Genomic DNA, 20,732 nt, shown 5'->3' with positions numbered 1-20,732 from the left:
TTAAGATTAAGAAATAACTATTGAGAAATGACTAATGACTAATGACCAATTGTCCCAAATGCCATCAACCTATCAATAGCAAGGTGATTACCTGTCCCCATTGTGGAGCAATCCTTAAAGCCTATGGTCATCCGGGGATTACCTTACACCAAACCACAGGAGATACACCCTTGTGTGAAACCTGTACCTATCATGCTGATGATACCTGTACCTTTCCCCAACGTCCCTATGCTAAGGAGTGTACCCTTTACGAGGATAGTTCCGAAAGTACCTCAGAGCCTGAGCAGATTTATAATCCCCAGCGTGGCTTACTTGAATCCGTCAGGCTCTGGTGTCAAAGAAACCCAGCCTTACTAGGTCTATTGGTATTAATCGCTGCTAGCTTTTTGCTAGCCCTGATGGCAAATAGTTAAGGTCAACTAGTATTCTGTCAAACTAGTACTCGGTCAAAATTGAATCGACTAAACGTGATAGTACTAAGCACTACGAAATTGACAGATTACTAGCAGTCGCTGAGTCGGTTGGTGTTGTCTGTGATGTGTCTACTTGCAAATGTTCTTGAACCGTTATTTTTTGTTCTTCATACACCTCTAAATCAAACCAGAATGTTGTCCCAACTCCCACTTCACTAACTAAGTTTACTCGGCTATGATGTCTTTCGATAATGTTTCTGACAATTGAAAGCCCTAATCCCGTCCCTTCCAGGGTATGAACTCGGTTTTCTACCCGGAAAAATCGGTCAAAAATCGCCTTTTGGTCTTCTGGAGCAATGCCAATTCCCGTATCAGAGATTTCAATTCGCACCCTGCCTTTTCCTTCTTTGGGATTAAGTTCTGGTTCTAATTGATAAGCACGAATTACCACTCGTCCACCAGGCTGAGTGAATTTCAAGGAGTTGCCCACTAAATTAGCCAAGACTTGGAGCAACAAATCGTAGTGACCCATAACTGGTGGTAAATCTGGTTCAATCTCCTGAGCCAGTTCAATAGTTTGGTCACGAGCGTTGAGCTGATAAGTGCGCAGGGTTTGCTCTATAGGTCGAACAATGTCAAAGGGTTCAAGTTGATAAATTCGACAAGATTCCAGCCGTGATAAATCTAGGACATCGTTAACTAGACGGGTTAGTCGGTCAGTTTCCCGATTAGCCGTGTCAAGAAACTCCTTGCGTTCAGCTTCGCTAAGTTCTTCCCCGTAGTCGTGGAGGGTTTCGATAAATGATTTAATGTTAAATAGAGGTGTTCTGAGTTCGTGGGAAACATTGCTGATGAAATTGCTTTTTGCTTGATTAAGTTCCACCTCACGGGTGATATCCTGAACAGTGATAGCAATTCCCTTAATATTTTCCCGGGATTGGTTAAGTACCTTACTTAAAAGAATGCGAACTGTACGAGAGACCGGTTTGGTCAGAGTAATACGAAACTCTTCACCTTCGCGGGATTCCCGTTCTGTTTCTGTCTGTCTCTCCGCTGTAGCCATTTGATAAAGCGGTCGTGTTAGTTCCATTGTGACCACATCAGGAAGATGGTATAAGACATTTTTACCGACAATGTCTTCCTCCTCCCAACCAAAAATCCGCCGTGCTGTCGGGTTGACTAACATTACCTGAAAATTGGTATCAATCAGTACAGCACCATCAGCAATTGTGGAAACTAGAGTCTCTAACTTAGCTTTTTCTGCAGTAAGTTCTTCAATATTTTGCTCCTCATAGCGTTCTAAACGCTCTGCCATGTCATTGAAGCTAGACACCAATTCCCTCAGTTCTACTCCCGAAGGCATCTCAATCCGCTGCTTGAAATTACCAGCAGCAATATTTCTCACCCCTACTAGTAGTTCTTTAATGGGCTTAGTGATATTCAAGGCGTTGCCCACTGCACCTAAAATCACCATCACCCAGATCGAGATAAACACAGCAATAGTCACATCTCTGGTTAAATTGGAGGAAACCACCACCGTAGGGTTAGGGTTAATCCCCACAGCTAAAACCCCTAAGTATTTGTTTTCGTCAATTAAGGGAACAAACACATCAGTGACTTGACCATCAGGAGTCAGGTGCTGCCGTGCCATGGGCTGATCAGAGTTTTTGGCGTAGCCCTCGGGTAGCTCAATCCGACGCTTAATGGTTAAAGAATTCTTTACTTCTGCTGCGGAGAAAGGAATACCAAAAATTATTTCCCCATCCTCGTCAGCATAGAGAATGTAACGGACACTGGAGGTACTACTGTAGAAGCGGCTGGAAAAGCGAGCTAGTTCGTCGAAATTATTTGCCGCAACATGAGGTTCAACGTTGGCAGCCAGCAAGAGACCGAGATCACGACCAAAGCGAGTGTCGTTCATCCTAGCATCCTGCTGAATCGTATTCACCGCCCAGAAGGTCAAGCCACTCATGAGCAATGAGACAACCAGAGTTGCTGCTGCCATTAGCTTGGTCTGGAGGGTAAACTCCGACCACCAACGCCTGATAATGTCGATAAGGGTTTTTAGCAAAGCTAGCAAGGTCGGTTCAACTCTCTCAACAGGGAAGACAACAACACTCCTTCCAAAGGTAGATGCTTTGATTGTGGCAAAGCATCTACTTTTGGCTATCCTCCAATTATAAAGCCAGAAAAGCTTACCTCTTGAGTGGAAAATAAAGATGATAGGGGTTAGGTGATAGGTGTTAGGTGTCGGGTTTTAGGACATCAAGCCTAATCCTAACCCAAGCAATATGATGCTTACTGCTTCACTATTAAAGTTTTAAACTTCATTAATAAAGTATTATTTCTTTTTTTTGCTGTTTAAAGACATAATTATGCTGCTTACTTACTCAATTATGTAACATAAAACTTAACGCCATTAGCCTCAAGCCTGATGCCTAACACCTAAGACCTCATGACTCTTCTTGCCCAGATAGGACAAAATCCCAAGACCTAAGCCCACACTGCTAGCAGTCACTAACCAAAAACCACTGCTAAATTCTGGAGATTGGTCCAATGCCCAACCTCCTAAAGATGGTCCAATAAAGTAACCTACTGCCCAACACTGAGATTCAAGGGAAAAGTAAACTCCTCGCAACGATTGTGGAGCTAAATCCCCTACCAAAGAAGAGGCAGAAGGGATATAAATTACCTTAGCCAAGGCTAAGAGTAATAAAGCACAAAGTGCTGGAATAACTGCTAGCTTAGAAACAACTCCTGTGAGCCACACTAACACAAATCCTCCACACCACAGCAGTAAAGAAACCATCAAGATATTGGTGCGTTTAAAATGGTTGAGAAAGCGGGCAACAGGTAGTTGGAAAATGGCACTAAAGGTGACATGCCAGAAGAAAAGAAGACTAATCGTTTCTGGAGCTAATCCGGTTTCTGTTCCTCCTCCTGGAACAAAATTGGCAAAATAGAGGGGCATAATGCTATTGAGTTGAGCATCATAGGTAGTGAAGAGAGTATTCCCTAGTAACCAAATCATCAAAAAGCGATCGCTTAGTGCTTGTTTCCAGGATTGGGTAGGGGATTGAGGCACCTCTTGAACGTTATTTGTTTCTGCGATCGCTAAATAAATGACAACGAAGAAAATCACATAAAAAATACTTTTTAGCACAAATAAAGTACGGTAATTCCCAGAAGCAGCAATTAACTGCCCTGCCCCAATGACTCCCAATCCTAGTCCTAAGCTATCAGCTAAACGAGTCACTGAAAAGGCTTCATTACGCTGAATAGGAGTGGTTAGATCGGTAACCACTGCCTCAGTAGGCGGCCAATATAGACCAATCCCTAAACCCATCAGTAAGTTAGCAATAACCAGAGTTTGAAAATTATAGGTAAACGCTAAACAAAGGCTTGCTAGAGCAGAAACGGCTGCCGAGAGTAGCAAAGTTTTCTTGCGTCCCCAAAACTTGGAATCAGCCAAAGTCCCTGATATCAAGCGTCCTAATACTCCAGAAATTGAAGCACTTCCTAGAGCAATTCCAACTTGGGTGGCGGATAAACCAATCTGATTAACAAAAAAAATCGAGGCATAAACTAAAGTAAACCCTTGACCGATGTGCAATAACAATCGACCGGTTGCCAGAATCCAAATCTCTTGCCTTAATGCTGGGATAAAAGATAATAATTTATTGAGCAATTTCCGTAAGGTTAAAAGGTTGAGGGGTTGAGCCATTGAGCAGCATTTACAATTCTTTACATCTAAGTAAATAGTATAGGGTAATCGCAATAATCAATCAGGAAGCATTATGCTAACGACTATTGATCAAGAAGTGCAATAGTGCTGATCATCAAGGCTTAATAGGGTCATAGCTGCCAACCAAAAGATTCTATTGTGACAGTTGACGGGGTGGAATGTGGTATCTAGCAAGGTTCCGGCTTTTTAGTGGACAATAGTAAGTATCTGTATCCTAAATCAGCCCCCCTTGCATTCCTAATTAACTAGGAATATTGCCTATGTCATCGTCACGGCAGGGTCCTATCACTATTGCCCTCAAAACCAATACTTCTCAGTCTAAACTGTTGGAAGCTTTAGCCTTATGGCAAGAGTTAGGTTTACTCTCTGAGACTAGCATCGACATCATATTTAAAACTAAAGCATCCCATCCCGCCCTTTTAGAAGGATTAGATGCTTGGTTACGTTTGGGTTTGCTTCAGGAAACCTTTGTTAAACGGTTGTGTCGAGAACATCTCACCTGTGCTTTACCAGAACCTAGTGTAACTCCAAAGGTTTCTGCTCTACCAGTCCCGAAACCAGGGCGTCAACTAGTGTCACCCTTAGCTAGTAATGACTTTGCTCCGGAGACACCCAAACCGAAGAAACCCAACTCGATTGCTCAAATGTGGCAATCCCTTCAAGCAGAATTCAGTGTCCGGTGGTTGCTGTTTCTGGGTATGTTTATGGTGGTGGTATCCTCTGGGGTACTGGCTGCTAGTCAATGGGACAATTTCCCAGCTGCTGGACAGTATGGAGTATTGCTGGCCTATACCTTGAGCTTTTGGGGGATTAGTGCTTGGACAACGAAACAAGGGAATTTACCGTTAACAGCTCAGACCTTGCGAGTTGTAACTCTGTTGCTCATCCCAGTCAATTTTTGGGCAATGGATGGCTTTGGCTTGTGGCGTCATCCCTTAAATTGGCTAGTGGTAGCGGTGGCGACAGTGGTACTAAGTGCCATAGTACTAAGTTCGATACTCTTAGGTCGCGGCTACGGGAACGGATTTTTACGATTACGACAACAACAATCATTTCCCTTACCGATTATTAATTATTTAGGTCTGAGTTACCTAAATTGGGCTTGGGGTATCCCAGGATTTCCCATAGGAGCAGTTTATTTGGGCATCGGTAGCACCATCGCTACCTTATATATAGAATCGAGAAAGCAAAATTCAGCGTTTATTTTTGATGTTGCTGGCTTCCGCATCGTAGTTTATGGCATCGGCATCCTGCTATTTAGAGCCATTTTTGTCATAGGTGTCGATATTGAACAACTGGGGTTAGCTATCGGGATGTGTGGTTGGTTTCTCTACTGGCTATACCAAAAGCCTCAGGCACCATCTCTCCCCGTCTCCCCGTCTCCTCGTCTCCCTATGATTTGGTTAGGGGGTAGCTTGCTGGTGCTGGGTTGGCTAGTTTCTGTAGCAGCTGAGTTTCCTTGGCAAGCCATGATTGTCAGTGGGCTGGGGGTGTGGTTATTTGTCAATCGTTTACTAAAATTTTGGCGACGTTCCGATTTAGCCGCCATATTAGCCATTGGCTTACAGATGGTTTGGCTTGCATGGCGATTGATTCCGCCATCAATACAAACCTGGCTACTGGAAACAGCAACTACGTTAACCCATTCCCAAGAAACTCCCTATGTATTGTTGAGTTTAGTACTGTTTCCCTATCTGGTTTTAATTGTTGGGTTAGCAGATTGGTTATATCAGCGCAAAAAACATGATCTGGCAGAATTTGCAGAAGTCATTGCTCTAGGAATAGGAGTTAATCTGACTACTCTGTGTTTTTCCAATCCCCTGTTACTCACGATTAATGGTATTAATTCTGCTATCACTTTAGGGATTGTGACTCAGCGACGGAGTAGGTTAGGCATTAAGCATCATCTGCGCTTAAGGGTCTACCTAACCCACAGTAGTGCGATCGCAACCGTTATCAGTGCCATTAACTATCTCTTTCCCAACCTACATTTCGGCGGCTTTTCAGCAATTTTATTAGCCCTGATGGTAGCAGAATGGAGCTTAAGTTTAAAGATTCCCGCGACTTCTGACTATGTCAAGATCTGGCGAGAGAGTGCTTGGCACTTGGGTTTAAGTTTAGCTGGTCTGAGTTATATATTATTGTGTGCCAACTATAGTCCCTACGACGTTAACCCAGATAGTTACCAGAGAGCATGGGGTCTGTTGTGGCTAATCACTCCATTATCTCTGACTGGATTAGCACGTGGTTATCGCAGTTGGCAACCCCCTCAAGACAAGTTTGTAATCCAGTTGAGTGTAGTTGCTGTCATCCTATCCCAATTGCTGATCCTAGGAATACCAGGAATTAGGTTAATCAGTTTAGCATCCGCTACAGCACTGATGTTGGTTAATACCCGCTATTTAAAGCAATTAACATCAGCAGCAATTACCGTAGGATGCGGCATCAGCTTAATCGGATTCCTGCTTTGGGATGGCATCCTTGGGTTTCCCCAACTGTCCGGACAAGATTGGTTTGTTGTGGGAGCGATCGCTATTTTCACCTTATGGTTATCGCGAAGCTGGTTACTTCGTGTTAGCAAGATACAGGATAACCAATCACAATTAAAAACTTCAAATCAACAAGCCAACCTTGGCCAAAAGGCCACGCTACGCGAACAACCATCTAACCTTGGCCAAAAGGCCACGCTACGCGAACAACCATCTAACCTCCAACCATCTAACCTTGGCCAAAAGGCCACGCTACGCGAACAACCATCTAACCTTAAACCATCTAACCTTAAACCATCTAACCTCCCAAAACTCTATGCACAAGCAATGGATGGGTGGGCGATCGCACTGTTTATTTTTCAGCTAATTCTGCTGACTTGTTATTCTCTGATAGTCTACATTGGGTTTGGGTCACCAACATGGTTTATGCTCATTGTAAATGCAGTGACCTTAGGAGCGATCGCCTATCGCAGTTTTCCTTATCCATCCAACTGGGCTATTTATGGGATTGGTTGGAGTGTGGAACTGTTAACTACAGAAGCGCTGGGCTTAACAGAAGCGCTGGGCTTATTTGAGCATTCACTGATCAATTTAGCCATTGCCAATATAATATTAGGACTAATTGCTCAATTGTTAGGAGATTGGTGGCGACGCCGATCTAATCTCGACAAACTACCTAGTAGCTGGCATATTATTCCCCTGCTATACGGTAGCTTAGGACCGCTCTTAAGTTGGGGAAACTTTACCAATTGGACAGGTTTATTGTCTTTTGCCCTAGCAATAATTGCGATTGGGGTAGGGCGTCGCCGTGCAGAATTTAAACCTCTAATTTACCTTGCTCTATTTGGGATATCGGTTTCTGCCTATCAACTGTTGTTCTATCAATTATCCCAATTAGGAGGAGGAGCAAAAGGGGATGGATTGATTATAATGGCCGTGCTTGGCACTAGTATCATGTACGCCTATCGGGTATTGTCTCCTTGGCTGAAAAGATATCTACATTTTACCCCCAAAGAACTAAAGGTTATTTCCCATCTCCATTGGGTATGGAGTAGTTGTTTGTTAATAGCAGCAACAACTGAGCCCATTGAATCCGCTATGATGCTGGGATTTAGTACTGGCGCGTTTTTAGTTATCTATGCTATTTCTCAAGGACGGAATCGGTCGAATCCCTTGCTTGGAGAAATCTGGGTTTATTTAGGTTTTGCTGAAGCATGGGGGATGCGGCTGTATTGGATAAATACCCCTGTGGCGCATCTGTTATCGGGACCATTAGTGCCTTGGAAAGGTGCGATCGCATCCTTAGTCGCTTACTTTTTGTATTTCCTACCTTGGGAAAATTGGGGTTGGTCGAAACGTCCTTGGCAAATTGCTGCTTTTTTAATCCCCTTGATTGCCATTGGCGAAAATCCCTATAGCGGTAATTTAGCTAGTTTGCTGATTATCGCAGCTTTCTATAGTATTCTCGCTATTGTTAATCAGCAAATTCGGTTTACCTTTATCAGTGTAATAGTAATTGACTGGATGTTGCTCCGTTGGTTTGGACAACTACAATTAACTGCTGCTCTTTGGTATGTTCTCCCCTTGAGTTTGTCGTTACTGTATATTGCCCAAGTCGATCCCTATCTAAGCCAACCCCCCCAAAAACAAATACGTCACAATCTCCGGTTAATCGGGACTAGTATGATTTGTTTGGTTTCCTTTTGGACTGCTCAATGGCTTGGGTTATTAACTGGGGCAATTAGTGTAGTGCTAATTTTTGCTGGATTGGCGATGAAAATAAGAGCATTTCTTTATGTCGGTACTGGAACATTTTTAATTAATGCGATCTACCAACTACTGATTTTTAGCGTTGATTATCCATTTTCTAAATGGGTGGTAGCGCTGTTTGTGGGAATTGGGTTTATCTGGATTGCCGCTACCTTTGAAACTCGCCGTGATCAAATTACAGCTTGGATGAATCAATTAAAAGGTTGGGAATAGCTTTAAGGTTTAAGGTTGCAGGTTGCAGGTTTAAGGTTGTAGGAGCAATGCTGCATGAGGTTTACCAAAAAATCACTGATGGTAACGTTTACGCCATGCTCTGTTTTTGATTACTTTTTCGCCCTTAGTCCCAATCTTGGATTTCAAAATAGATTATAAAAACCAATGCTGATTGATCGTAAACCGAAAAATTTAACCATCAAGACAATGGTAAATAGGGAGAAAGCAAGACTATCTCCCTATTTAAAACTATGATTTAAAACAATGCTTTAAAAAATAGTTAGGCATCATTTAAAGCAGCAATTCCAGGTAGAACCTTACCTTCGAGTAACTCAAGGCTGGCACCACCACCGGTGGAAATGTGGCTCATTTGGTCAGCAACACCAACTTTTTCCACGGCAGCTACTGAGTCACCACCACCAATGATGGTAGATGCACCTGTCTTGGTCAGCTCAGCCATAGAGTTTGCGATCGCTTCTGTGCCCTTAGCGAACTTATCAAACTCAAACACTCCCATCGGACCATTCCAGATCACAGTTTTGCAATCTGCTAAAGCATCCTGAAACACCTTGACAGAATCTGGACCAATATCCAAACCCATCCAGCCATCGGGAATAGCTTCAATACTGACAGTCTGGGAATTAGCATCAGGGGCAAAATTATCTGCGATGACCACATCGGTGGGCAACAGCAATTGTACACCACGCTCTTTTGCCTTAGCTTCTAAAGATTTCGCCAAATCCAGCTTATCGTCTTCCACCAGGGACTTACCCACACTCATACCACGGGACTTGTAGAAGGTAAAAATCATCCCACCGCCAATTAGCAGTTTATCCACCTTCTCCAGTAGAGTGTCAATCACCCCAATCTTACTGGAAACCTTAGAGCCGCCAATAATTGCAGCTAGAGGCTTTTCGGGATTTTCTACAGCATTTTGTAAATACTGCAGTTCCTTCTCTATCAAGTACCCAGCTACAGAAGGACTCAGGTAATGGGTGACTCCCTCAGTAGAGGCATGAGCCCGGTGGGCTGTTCCAAAGGCATCATTGACATACAAATCAGCAAGGGATGCCAACTGTTTGGTGAATTCTGGGTCATTCTTTTCCTCTCCAGCGTGGAAGCGGAGATTTTCCAGTAAAGCCACCTGACCATTTTCCAAAGCACCAACTTGGGCAGCGACCTCGTCCCCAACACAGTCTTTACACATGGTGACTGTTTGACCCAGCAGTTCCGAAAGACGGTTAGCAACGGGGGTTAGACGCAAGCTTTCCTTCACTTGTCCCTTGGGTCGTCCCAAGTGGCTACACAGAATTACCTTTGCCCCTTTCTTAAGTAAATCTTGAACAGTGGGTAAAGCAGCACGAATGCGAGTATCATCGGTGATGGTGCCATTGTCATCCAGGGGTACATTCAGGTCTGCTCTGACCAATACCGTTTTTCCGGCTAAATCTGATTCACTTAAATTGGCTACACTTTTCTTGGACACAGTATTAATCTCCTAATTGCTATTGCCTGCTAATCCCTGACTATCAGCCGTCTTGCCGGATGATTTGACCTCAGAGAGTTCGCTGTACATTAACTGGTAAATCACCAGCTGAATGACCAGGACAAAAGGTATTCTTTTGTTAAGACCGTTCACATTTTACCGGAGTCCGGATCCTGGAGGAAATCTGTGATATGTTCAATACCGTTGTATTTCCCATTGACTCAAGTCGAGAAAGCCGTGAAGCTGCTGAGGTTGTTGGGAACATAGTGCAAAAGTACGGCAGCAATCTATATCTGCTGTCAGTGGTTGAAAAAGCTGACCCTGGCCAGGGTACAGCTGCTGCTCCCGAGGCAATGACATCCCCTGAAGCAGTAACAGAACTGCTTAACGGTGCCAAAGCACTATTTGCTCAGGAAGGCATTGAAGCCAAAACCCTGGAGCGGGAAGGAAAGCCTGCCTTCGTGATCTGCGATGTGGCTGACGAAATTGGGGCAAATTTAATTGTCATGGGCTCTAGGGGGCTAGGCTTGACAGATGAAGGTATAGCTAATAGCGTGGCCGATCGAGTGATTAATTTGTCCCCTTGCCCAGTTTTGATTGTTCCCTAATTTGTGATTAGTCATTGGTCTAATAGAATTGCTGGCTTGTTAATTGTCAATGGTCAATTTTCAATTAACGAATGACCAATGACTAATGACCAATGACTAATGACTAATAGCTAATGACTCATGACAATCCAGTGGTATCCCGGACACATTGCCAAAGCCGAGCGAGAACTCAAGGAACAGTTGAAGCGAGTGGATGTGGTACTAGAGGTGCGGGATGCTCGGATTCCCCTCTCTACCCATCATCCTCAAACCGACCAGTGGGTGGGTAATAAAACTCGGGTGTTAGTGATCAATCGGGTGGATATGATTGAGCCAAGGATGCGCCAACTTTGGGAATCGTGGTTTCAACAGCAAGGGGATATCCCCTATTTCACTAATGCTCAACAGGGTAAGGGTATCCGCGCTGTGGCTAAAGCAGCCCAGACAGCTGGGGAGGAAATCAATCAACGTAGGCGCTCACGGGGAATGCGACCTCGTCCTGTCCGAGCTGTGGTGATTGGATTTCCCAATGTCGGTAAATCTGCTTTAATTAATCGACTTTTGGGACGTCGTGTGGTAGAGAGTGCTCGTCGTCCGGGTGTGACACGCCAATTGCGTTGGATACGTATTTCTGACCAACTTGAACTACTTGATGCTCCTGGTGTTATTCCTGCCAAGTTAAACAATCAGCAGCAGGCCCTCAAGTTAGCTATCTGTGATGACATTGGTGAAGCATCTTACGACAACCAACGGGTAGCAACAGCACTGGTTGCATTCCTGAAAGATTTAGATAATATGAAGGAGTACACTCTTTTATTAAAGTCTTCTTTAGAAAAGCGGTACCAACTAGACCCAAACCCATTGACCGCTGAAGATTACTTACATGGTCTAGCCGACTATCGCTATCAGGGAAACATCGAACGTACAGCGCGGCAACTATTGGGGGATTTTCGCAAGGGTTTACTCGGAACAATTGCATTGGAAGTACCACCAGAAGTACTACCACTAGTACCACCAATGTAATTCCTTCGCATCTACAGCATCTACACAAATACAATTACTTAGCAAGCCGACTAGTTGAATACTAGCTAGTGGGCGTCGCACAGCCCGAGTCGTACAGCCGGAGGCTGAGTTCCCTGTGGATATCTTTATCTATAAAGGTATCTACCATAGTCTGATTGAACCAATATTGTCAATATTTCTTGAGAAAGAAATACCAGAACTTAAGCCAGTAAGGGAATTTAGGAGCTAATCCTCACTTGATACAGATGACTTGAGCTAATTCGCGTAATCAACTTCAGTAATATTGCCGAGGGAAAAGTTTTTCAATCAGTCCTATAATCAGTATTGAGCACCGAAACAGCTGATGCAGAGCTTACGCAAGAACTCTACAGGTAGTGTTAACAGTTACCCTTTAACCCCTACAGGTAGTGTGTCGATGGCTGAATTGCGTAAGCTCTGTTTACCTGTATTAATAGATACTGCTATAAGCCTCAAGATTTCTTAACTAAAGTTTGTATTTGTTGACGGTTGACGGTTTTCAAGATTAGACCTATTGCGAAAGTATTGTCTTGATGCAGTCGCGAATTGGGGGAGCCACGGCAGTCGCTCATGGGGGAGACCCCCGCATGAAGGCGCTGCCTCCTCAAGATCCCAGTGGCTCCCTTTAACAGCGCTACCTTGCTGCATCGCTTTTCATATACTGTTTTTCTCAATTATTGTCCGCTGATCGGAAGTTCCCCGATCCGAAGTTGCCAACAACAGCAGCGAGGTCTATTGTGCCATTTGTTCCAAAATTATCCTAAAATCAGCCAAGATACCAGGCAAATTGTCTCGATTCAGCACAGGCACATGAACAAAGATACAAGAAGTATTGAGGTGATGGTCTCCAAGATACTTTAAGACTTCGTAATAGAGTCCCTCGCAGACAAATTTACCAGCATCATGACTAATCTCACATTCACTCAAGGCAGCTACTAGTTGTTCTAAGTTCACTGGGGTTTCAAGGCAGGCATCTTCACGAGTAGCACAGGATTCGACGGTTAATTTGTGCCGCTTACAAGCCATGCCACAACAAAGAATCCGATCGGGTTGTATTTGATCAATTGTGGCAATTACCTGAGCACTAGCTTGGGCAATATCGACGGGCAACTGTCTGAGAAAAATCAGGGAAGCAGATAAATCAGTGGTTTGAGCAATTTTCCCTAATAAATCATCGGAGGAGTTAGATACCTGATCCGGTAGCCAGGTTTGAAAGGATGTCAGGAGGATTTTTTTGTTCATCCAAGATAACCAATTAAAATAAAAATAGCTTCAATGTTTCAATGTAAGGGAAAGCAGGTTAATGCCAGTAATTGCGGTTGTAGACTACGACATGGGGAACCTGCACTCTGCCTGTAAAGGGTTACAGAAAGCTGGTGCAACTACCTTAGTGACAGATTTAGCAGCAGATATAGAACAGGCGGATGCGGTGGTACTACCGGGAGTGGGGGCGTTTGACCCAGCGATACAACATTTGCGATCGCGTAACCTGGAGCAACCGATTAAACAAGCCATTGCCAGCGGTAAACCTTTTTTAGGTATTTGTATAGGTTTACACATTCTGTTTGAGGCTAGTGAAGAAGGCACAGAACCTGGATTAGGGATTGTGCCTGGCACAGTGCGCCGCTTTCGTCGAGAACCAAGTATTACGATTCCCCATATGGGTTGGAACCAGCTAGAGTTTACTCAACTAGATTGTCCCCTTTGGCAGCATTTATCGGGCAATCCCCGAGTCTATTTTGTCCATTCTTATTATGTTGACCCAGTTGACCCTGGGATTCGAGCCGCAACTACTACTCATGGGAGTCAAACCGTGACGGCTGCGATCGCTTACAATAATGTCGTAGCAGTACAGTTTCACCCGGAAAAGTCTTCTACTACAGGACTGCAAATTTTGTCTAATTTCGTGGCTCAGGTCAAGAGTTACTGCCATGATCGTACACTTGTCACCAAAGGCTGAAAATTATTCTTCTTGTAAAATTCTGCTACTACTACTGATTTAATCAGCACCCTCCCCACTGTCCTGTGTTTGGATGAGAATTTACGGCAATCGTCAACTGAAAACTTTGCCAGGACAAATTACCCGCCCGACACCAGCACGGGTGCGGGAGGCAGTATTTAATATTTGGCAAGGCAGTGTAGAGAATTGCCGATGGCTGGATTTATGTGCTGGTAGTGGTTCAATGGGTGCTGAGGCTCTGTGTCGGGGAGCTGTGTTGGTGGTAGGGATTGACAAATGGGCAAAAGCTTGCTCAATTATTCGTCAAAACTGGCAACAGATGGCTCAGCCGCAGCAAGAATTTCGGGTGTTGCAGGGGGATGTGGTCAGGCGATTGAAAACCTTGGCTCCTCAGCAGTTTGACCACATTTATTTTGACCCCCCCTACGCTAGTGATTTGTACCAGCCAGTGTTAGATGCGATCGCTCAATACCAGCTCCTCGATAGCCATGGTGAGTTAGCTGTTGAGCATAGCTCTAACTACTGGCAACCACAACCAATCCCCAATTTAGAAATTTGTCGCCAGAAGGTCTATGGCAATACTGCCTTGACCTTCTATTGCCCATTGGTTTAGGTCAGGGGTTTGGTAATGGTCAGGGGTTGATCAGCTCTGGGAAGTAAAAACTAACCCCCAAGTTGGTTACCCCGTTGGTATTGCATATAGGCAGCAAAAAATAACCCCAATAGAGTAACAGGTATTAAGCCAAGGACAATCCCAACAAGCAACGGTTCTACCACACTAAGTCTCCTAATTAAGTTTTTTTACCTGTTTCTCATATTACTAGGTCTGATCAACCTTAGGGTGCTGTTGGTGGTCAAACAGTTATTTACTAACCATCCTGAGTTCCATGGGTTGAGATTGCTCAGTCACACTCAGGAGGGTCTAAGGTCATGACCTTAGCCCTGACTTGGGTTGAGTACTTTTTCCTATAGCCCAACTTATATACCAAAATGTATACTTTTGATCTATTCCGCTAGTATCAGGTACATGGTGACTAAATAGTGTAGCATATAATACAAATACACCACAAGATCTTGATTAATGACTCCATAAATTTTAAGCTATGTTTATAAACAAAAATAATACTTAGTCTAAGTATTCACTTATCATTGCTTAACATAACTTAATCAATGGTTCAGTTTTATCCAGATTACAAGCGCTTTATCGATAGTCAACTTGACAGGAGACCCATTGGAAAACCAGCTTGTCCAACCTAGAGTTCTAGTGCGGCGAGTCACCTTGATAGTACTAGTGGCTTTGCTTGCTATAAGTCTTAGCCTGATCGGAATTACCATGATGCAGGATTCCGATCCTTATGTACAAAAGGTTTTGTCCCTGAACGGTGATCCAGTCCGAGGTAATGCTATTTTTCAAATCAACTGTGCTGGGTGTCATGGAGGCAACGGGGATGGCAATGTAGGACCAAGTCTACTGAGTATCTCTAAGAGAAAGTCTGACGTCAGCCTGATTCAGCAAGTGATCAGTGGTAGAACACCACCAATGCCTAAGTTTCAACCTCAGACTAGAGATATGGCAGACCTGTTAAGTTACCTGGAACAATTGTAACTAAAGGTTAAAGGTTGAAGGTTGAAGGTTAAAGGTTGAAGGTTGAAGGTTAAAGGTTGTTCGAGTAGCGTGGCCAAAGGCCAAGGTTGTTCGCCCTTGGCGTCAGGTGTAGGGTAGGTTGTTCGCGTAGCGTGGCCGTTCGCGCAGCGTGGCCTACGGCCTTAAGGCTAAGGTTGTTCGCGTAGCGTGGCCAAAGGCCAAGGTTGATAAAGAGCGTTGAAGAAAAAATATGCCCGTTAAATTTTAATTGACGACTTATAGCATTTGTCGCGTTGCTGATTGGTTTGTGATTTAGCGTACGGTAATTTTAAATTATACCTGAATTCACCAAGGCCCATCGCTTTTGCTATCAATTCAGTTTTACATCTCAAATCAAAGTTATACATAGTAACTAGTGAAACGATAGCTAGTCAACGGGGTGCAACTTGTTTTCCTTCCTGAATTTGCTCAGTGGGATGCAAGATCACTATTTCTCCTTCTCGAAGTCCTTGTTCAATCACTGCTTCAAGATTACTGCGCTGACTAATTATAATCTGACGTTTCTTCGCTTGGTTGTTTTCCACCACAAAGGTACACCAGGTCTGGAAGTTGATACTCCCTTGATGATATGAAAATTGGTTACTTCCCTGTGTTTTCCTTGTTCCAGAGACAGACAAATCATCCCTATTTTGTTGTGAGTTGCAGCGGAAAATGGCACTTAAGGGAACGACTAGCACATCTGAGCTTTCCCAAACTACAATCCGTGTTTCTACTCGGTAGCGATCACCTAGAGGAATTGGGGAATCTACAAAATTAGCGATCGCATTCACTCGCTGTTCTTCTACCCCAAGAGCTGAAATTTTAGTAAAACCTGAGGGTTCGACGTACTTCACCTGAGCGTTTAGGGTGCGCTCTCCCCCCCAATGTTCAATGAACATTTTTGCTCCTGGCTTGACTTTGACCGCATCAGTAGAAAGCAAATCAACGACAATCTCTAGGTCGGCAGGATTCCCTAGTTCCAACAGGGGGGTTCCGGCTTGTACATATCGAGCACTTTCCTCATTGACTCGTAGCACATAACCATCAATGGGGGAGTAGATTTCAGCACGGGCTGCTTCATCAGCTAGCTTAGCAAGTTCGGCTTGAACACTGGCAATGCGAGCATTGTAGACATCAAGTAAATAGTCAGGGTCTCGCTGTTCGGCAATTAGAATGGCACGGGCTTCTTTGGCGGCTACTACTTCAGCGGCCACACTATCCACTTCCCGTTGCGCTGCTTCTAATTCCCTCTGGCGGGTAGTTTCTAGCAATTGAGCTGTTTCGAGCTCTTTACGAGATATTGCGCCATCAATGTGTAACTGTTGGGAGCGTTGGCGATCGCGTTTTGCTTGCTCTAGTGCTGCTAATGCTTGCTGAACCCGAGCTTGAGCTTCTTGCTGTTGGGCTGCTGCTGACCGGATGCGGGCTTGAGCCTGGAATAAAGCTTCTGGTTTTGGTCGCTTGGTTGCTACCCCATCACGCTCTGCTTGCCATTGCCTTAGCCGTGCTTGAGCTTCTCGCACGTCTGAATCTAGAGGAAGGCGGTCAATTTGGGCAATGATTGCGCCTTGTTTAATTTTATCTCCTTCATCTAGTTTTATCCTCGCCAGCCGACCGGCAACAGGAGCTGAAACTACGAAGCGGGAGCGGATACGGGTCTTTCCCTCTCCATCCACTGTTACTTGCAAACTACTGCGTTTAACTTCGGCTAGATCAACCCGAATCGGTGCAGGACGAAATGCTAGGACAACTACTGTGATGATGCCAACTCCAACCATAAGGTAAGTTAGCCGTTGAGGAAGGTGCTTCATGAAGTGTCTAAAATCGCGGAATGGATTGTGCGATCGCAACAGTATTTAATTACTACTATTTAATTACTAATTAATATTTAATTTAGTACTTTTTTATTGTTCCATAGCTTCTGTTAGTCACAACATGCAAACTAAGCTGAATACAAAGGACTCAGAAGGCTCCACACTAACCTAACTATAACGATATGGATGCTTATTCCCTGGTTTTCAAAACAGCGATTAAGTCCAGACGATTCAGCTGTCTACGGATAATTAACCCAGAACATAATGCTGCTACTATTACGATAACAAATGTAAAACCATAGGTATCTTTAGTAATAATTAAGGGAAAACGGTAAAGTTCAGAATTATAGGCAACAGACATTAAAGCAGCTAAACCGTATCCGAGTCCAAAACCAATAGGAAGGGCGAGTAGGGTAAGAATAACTTGTTCACCTAGGAGAATAAAGGCAATTTCAGCACGAGTGAATCCCATAATCCTGAGACTGGCTAATTCTCGTCTTCTTTCTGATAGGGCAATCCGTGCTGAGTTGTAGACTACGCTAAAGGTAATAATGCAGGCAAAAATTACTAGTACTGCTGTGAAGACTTGCAGAGGTTTAGCACTAATTTCCTCAAAGCTTTCCAGGCTAGCTTCACGGGTGGTAATACCGGTAATAGCCGGTAGACGTTTGAGGCGATAGTAAAGCTGACTAGCAAGGTGAGGATCAACAGAGAGGTAAGCACCAGAAATAGTTTGTCCTTCTCGCATCAGTCGGTTGAGGGCATGGATATCCATATATGCTGAGACACCGAGGAGTTCATCCACCAAGCCGACTACAGGAATTTGACGCACGGGACGGCTTCCTTCCAGGACTTCCACGGTTAGGGTATCTCCAGGAGTAACACCTAGAATTTCAGCTAGTTTGGTAGTCATGACAACTCCGTCTGCGGGTAGATGCACAGTGTACCAATTCTTGTCTAGCAGACGGCGGAATTCTCCGGCTGGGTCGATTCCAGTTAAAGCACTGCGATAGGTATGATGGTCAAAGCGTAAACGTACTGGTACGATGCGGAAAGGTTCGGAACGAATCACTCCTGGTAAGTGAGTGATTTCGTAACGGGTACGTGCGGGACGGGGTTGATTAAAGATAATGGTGAGATCTTCCCGTTGCACTTGGCGGAATTGAAAATCCATCAGGTATGTCAGTGCATCTTCCATGTAAAACCCAGTCAAGAGAATTGCGACAGCAACAGCTATTCCCATAATGGATAGGAAGGCTTGGATGGGCTTGCGTTCCATATTACGTAGGATAATGCGACCGGCAGGGGAGAAAAACTGCTGTAGACCTAGCCGTTCAATAATGGTAGGTTTGAATTCAGCTGGGGGTTCGGGACGCATGGCTTGGGCTGGAGGAAGGGAAATTGCCCGACGTACCGCCATTAGTCCACCAATTGCTGCTGCGCTAAAGCTGACTATGATTGCGGTCGCGACTAAGTCTGAGCTGACGTCATAGCGTAGTAGGGGAAAGCGATAAAATTCAGCATAAGCTTGGGTTAGTACATTGCCCAGCCAAAGACCAACTAGGGTGCCAAGGATACCTCCGACAGTGACAATGGCAAGGACAAATTTAAGATAATGGATACCGATGGTTAGGTTACTGTAACCAAAGGCTTTGAGCACAGCAATTTGCTCGCGTTGGGTTCCGATTAGGCGAGAGAGGACAACATGCAGTAGGAAAGATGCGATCGCTAAAAAAATCGAAGGCATAAACGTAGCAGAGACTTCCAAACTGCTGAGTTCATCTGCTAAAATCTGATGGGATAACTGATCTTGCCTTCCATAAGCACCTAACCCACCGTAGCGTTCCAGTAATCGATCCAAACGGCTAATAATTTCCCTTTCTTGAGCCCCTGGACTTAAGGAAAGGCTGACATCGTTAAAGGCACCATCAAGGTCAAAGGCTTTACCCAAGGCTTCCCGACCTATCCAAACCACTCCAAATCGCCGATTATCTGGGAAGATTTCTCCAGCACCTCGCACTTCATAAACGTATTCTGGTGATAGGGCAATACCTACTATTCGCAATTTTTCCCAGCGTCCATTAATTATGGCACCCATGGTATCACCCAAGTTGAGTTGATTGGCTTGGGCGAATGCTTCACTGACGAGTACTTCATCTCCTCGTCCTGGTTCAATATAGCGACCCTGACGAATAAATAAGTCGTTGAGTATGGAAATACGACGCTCAGGAATTGAGATTAGTCTTCCTGTGGCTGGTTCTGTTAAACCAGCCACATCAAGGGTGACATCAACCACAATCCGAGTTTGGGTTTGGGCAATACCGGGAATAGCAGCAATTTGGGCTTTGAGGCGTTCTGGAGCGCGTTTGAGGGAAGCGAAAACTTGGGCAAAATGGTAGCGGTTGTAATATGTGTCTTGGGTTAGTCGCAAAGAGGTATAGGCACTCCTGGCTAGGACGAAGCTAGCAATGCCACAGGTTACTACTAATGCGATCGCTATCACCTGACCTCGTAATTGCCATAGGTCACGTAAGAGTTTACGGTCTAGGGAATTCATGAAAATTTAATGTACTCAATGGTTGAGTTACCACTCTAAATTTTCAGGAGCAATCTTAGTCTGATTACCATGTACAGTAATAATCTCACCACTACGCATGGTAATCACCCGATCTGCCATAGCCGCAATTCCAGCATTGTGAGTAATTACAGCAGTAGTTGTTCCCAACTCCTGATTCACTCGCTCCAATACATTCAATACTAGCTTACCGGTCTGAAAGTCTAACGCTCCGGTTGGTTCATCACATAGGAGCACTTGAGGACGTTTGGCAATAGCACGAGCGATCGCAACCCGTTGTTGTTCACCCCCAGATAATTGAGCCGGAAAATGGTTAAGACGATGGTCTAGTCCTACTAGTCCCAAAGCTTCCCGAGGACGCATCGGACGAGGAGCAATTTCCGTCACCAGAGCAACATTTTCCTGAGCCGTCAAGCTGGGAATCAAATTATAGAATTGGAACACAAAACCCACGCACTCCCGACGGAACCGGGTAAGAGCACGATCATCAGCACTTGATAGATCACGATTATAGAATTTGACTTGTCCGAAGGAGGGAACATCAAGTCCTCCGAGAATATTCAGCAGAGTGGACTTGCCACTTCCAGACGGACCAAGCAATACTACAAATTCTCCTCCATAGAGGTCAATAGTAACTGATTTTAGTGCCTGAACATTTACCTCCCCCATCTGATAGGTTTTAGTCACGTCACGCACTTGGAAAATAGGTTCATTGTTCATAGAGCGGTTGGCGACTTTCTTAAGTAAATATTTATAAGTTTTTAGGGAACAGGGAACAGGGAATAGGGAACAGATAATAGAGTATTTAGCATTCAAACTAAGTTATTTATTATTGCCATTTTTTGGGTATCATTTTCATAATTAAAATATTTATCTGCAAATGGCTATAACTTATGATTAATTATTTCAAGAGTAATGACTAGATATAAATCCTAAATAACTTGTGATAATTATTGTCTCCTATTCCCGATTCCCGATTCCCGATTCCCGATTCCCGATTCCCGATTCCCGATTC

At 44.3% G+C, this 20,732-nt stretch carries 15 protein-coding genes; 7 read left to right on the top strand and 8 right to left on the bottom strand.

Annotated elements, in window-relative coordinates:
• Positions 1–41 precede the first annotated feature (41 nt).
• Positions 42–413, top strand: coding sequence for a hypothetical protein (locus AC4II3_RS10895; RefSeq protein WP_488009626.1), 372 nt, complete (start codon positions 42–44; stop codon positions 411–413).
• Between the two features lie 70 nt (positions 414–483).
• Here AC4II3_RS10895 and nblS read toward each other — a convergent pair whose 3' ends face one another.
• Together nblS and AC4II3_RS10885 are read right to left on the bottom strand one after the other, a co-directional pair.
• Positions 484–2,493 (bottom strand): two-component system sensor histidine kinase NblS, encoded by a 2,010-nt coding sequence (gene nblS, locus AC4II3_RS10890; protein WP_488009624.1) that lies wholly within the window; start codon positions 2,491–2,493, stop codon positions 484–486.
• 345 nt (positions 2,494–2,838) lie between these two features.
• Positions 2,839–4,137, bottom strand: a complete 1,299-nt coding sequence (locus AC4II3_RS10885) for an MFS transporter (protein WP_488009622.1) — start codon at positions 4,135–4,137, stop codon at positions 2,839–2,841.
• A 281-nt stretch (positions 4,138–4,418) separates the two neighbouring features.
• Between AC4II3_RS10885 and AC4II3_RS10880 the strand changes: the two genes are divergently transcribed.
• Positions 4,419–8,630, top strand: a complete 4,212-nt coding sequence (locus tag AC4II3_RS10880; RefSeq protein WP_488029289.1) for a DUF2157 domain-containing protein — start codon at positions 4,419–4,421, stop codon at positions 8,628–8,630.
• A 280-nt stretch (positions 8,631–8,910) separates the two neighbouring features.
• On the opposite strand, the gene AC4II3_RS10875 is transcribed toward AC4II3_RS10880, so the two are convergent.
• Complete coding sequence (locus AC4II3_RS10875; RefSeq protein WP_488013029.1) at positions 8,911–10,116, bottom strand: phosphoglycerate kinase; 1,206 nt, start codon at positions 10,114–10,116, stop codon at positions 8,911–8,913.
• 191 nt (positions 10,117–10,307) lie between these two features.
• On the opposite strand from AC4II3_RS10875, the gene AC4II3_RS10870 reads away from it, so the two are divergent.
• Both AC4II3_RS10870 and ylqF read left to right on the top strand, forming a co-directional pair.
• A complete protein-coding gene (locus AC4II3_RS10870; protein WP_488013027.1) occupies positions 10,308–10,724 on the top strand; it encodes a universal stress protein in 417 nt (138 codons plus the stop codon).
• 120 nt (positions 10,725–10,844) lie between these two features.
• Complete coding sequence (gene ylqF / locus AC4II3_RS10865; protein ID WP_488013025.1) at positions 10,845–11,726, top strand: ribosome biogenesis GTPase YlqF; 882 nt, start codon at positions 10,845–10,847, stop codon at positions 11,724–11,726.
• A 750-nt stretch (positions 11,727–12,476) separates the two neighbouring features.
• Here the strand turns inward: ylqF and AC4II3_RS10860 are convergent.
• Positions 12,477–12,986: a pyroglutamyl-peptidase I family protein gene (locus tag AC4II3_RS10860; protein WP_488013023.1), complete on the bottom strand. Its 510-nt coding sequence runs from the start codon at positions 12,984–12,986 to the stop codon at positions 12,477–12,479.
• A 61-nt stretch (positions 12,987–13,047) separates the two neighbouring features.
• On the opposite strand from AC4II3_RS10860, the gene hisH reads away from it, so the two are divergent.
• Together hisH and rsmD are read left to right on the top strand one after the other, a co-directional pair.
• Positions 13,048–13,704 carry an imidazole glycerol phosphate synthase subunit HisH gene (gene hisH / locus AC4II3_RS10855; RefSeq protein WP_488013021.1) on the top strand — a complete coding sequence of 219 codons (657 nt, stop codon included), beginning with the start codon at positions 13,048–13,050 and terminating at the stop codon, positions 13,702–13,704.
• 73 nt (positions 13,705–13,777) lie between these two features.
• On the top strand, positions 13,778–14,317 hold the full coding sequence (gene rsmD, locus AC4II3_RS10850) for a 16S rRNA (guanine(966)-N(2))-methyltransferase RsmD (RefSeq protein ID WP_488013019.1): 540 nt from the start codon (positions 13,778–13,780) through the stop codon (positions 14,315–14,317).
• A gap of 50 nt (positions 14,318–14,367) precedes the next feature.
• Here rsmD and petG read toward each other — a convergent pair whose 3' ends face one another.
• Positions 14,368–14,481: a cytochrome b6-f complex subunit V gene (petG, locus tag AC4II3_RS10845; RefSeq protein ID WP_070395274.1), complete on the bottom strand. Its 114-nt coding sequence runs from the start codon at positions 14,479–14,481 to the stop codon at positions 14,368–14,370.
• A gap of 454 nt (positions 14,482–14,935) precedes the next feature.
• On the opposite strand from petG, the gene AC4II3_RS10840 reads away from it, so the two are divergent.
• The gene (locus AC4II3_RS10840; protein WP_488013017.1) at positions 14,936–15,310 is read left to right on the top strand and encodes a c-type cytochrome; all 375 of its coding nucleotides are present in this window, start codon (positions 14,936–14,938) and stop codon (positions 15,308–15,310) included.
• A gap of 410 nt (positions 15,311–15,720) precedes the next feature.
• On the opposite strand, the gene AC4II3_RS10835 is transcribed toward AC4II3_RS10840, so the two are convergent.
• The 3 genes from AC4II3_RS10835 to AC4II3_RS10825 all read right to left on the bottom strand — a co-directional run bounded on the left by AC4II3_RS10835 (position 15,721) and on the right by AC4II3_RS10825 (position 20,437).
• On the bottom strand, positions 15,721–17,139 hold the full coding sequence (locus AC4II3_RS10835) for an efflux RND transporter periplasmic adaptor subunit (protein ID WP_488013015.1): 1,419 nt from the start codon (positions 17,137–17,139) through the stop codon (positions 15,721–15,723).
• 193 nt (positions 17,140–17,332) lie between these two features.
• Positions 17,333–19,699 (bottom strand): ABC transporter permease, encoded by a 2,367-nt coding sequence (locus tag AC4II3_RS10830; RefSeq protein ID WP_488013014.1) that lies wholly within the window; start codon positions 19,697–19,699, stop codon positions 17,333–17,335.
• Between the two features lie 27 nt (positions 19,700–19,726).
• Entirely contained in the window at positions 19,727–20,437 is a 711-nt protein-coding gene (locus AC4II3_RS10825; RefSeq protein ID WP_488013012.1) for an ABC transporter ATP-binding protein, read from the bottom strand.
• Positions 20,438–20,732 lie beyond the last annotated feature (295 nt).

It is taken from the genome of Moorena sp., from assembly GCF_982860115.1.
This window is presented reverse-complemented; position numbering and strand designations above follow the sequence as displayed.

Excerpts from the sequence above, each read along its gene's own strand:
- AC4II3_RS10895 (WP_488009626.1), top strand. The coding sequence starts at position 42 with ATGACCAATTGTCCCAAATGCCATCAACCTATCAATAGCAAGGTGATT.
- AC4II3_RS10885 (WP_488009622.1), bottom strand. The coding sequence starts at position 4,137 with ATGGCTCAACCCCTCAACCTTTTAACCTTACGGAAATTGCTCAATAAA.
- AC4II3_RS10880 (WP_488029289.1), top strand. The coding sequence starts at position 4,419 with ATGTCATCGTCACGGCAGGGTCCTATCACTATTGCCCTCAAAACCAAT.
- AC4II3_RS10870 (WP_488013027.1), top strand. The coding sequence starts at position 10,308 with ATGTTCAATACCGTTGTATTTCCCATTGACTCAAGTCGAGAAAGCCGT.
- ylqF (WP_488013025.1), top strand. The coding sequence starts at position 10,845 with ATGACAATCCAGTGGTATCCCGGACACATTGCCAAAGCCGAGCGAGAA.
- AC4II3_RS10860 (WP_488013023.1), bottom strand. The coding sequence starts at position 12,986 with ATGAACAAAAAAATCCTCCTGACATCCTTTCAAACCTGGCTACCGGAT.
- hisH (WP_488013021.1), top strand. The coding sequence starts at position 13,048 with ATGCCAGTAATTGCGGTTGTAGACTACGACATGGGGAACCTGCACTCT.
- rsmD (WP_488013019.1), top strand. The coding sequence starts at position 13,778 with ATGAGAATTTACGGCAATCGTCAACTGAAAACTTTGCCAGGACAAATT.
- AC4II3_RS10835 (WP_488013015.1), bottom strand. The coding sequence starts at position 17,139 with ATGAAGCACCTTCCTCAACGGCTAACTTACCTTATGGTTGGAGTTGGC.
- AC4II3_RS10830 (WP_488013014.1), bottom strand. The coding sequence starts at position 19,699 with ATGAATTCCCTAGACCGTAAACTCTTACGTGACCTATGGCAATTACGA.
- AC4II3_RS10825 (WP_488013012.1), bottom strand. The coding sequence starts at position 20,437 with ATGAACAATGAACCTATTTTCCAAGTGCGTGACGTGACTAAAACCTAT.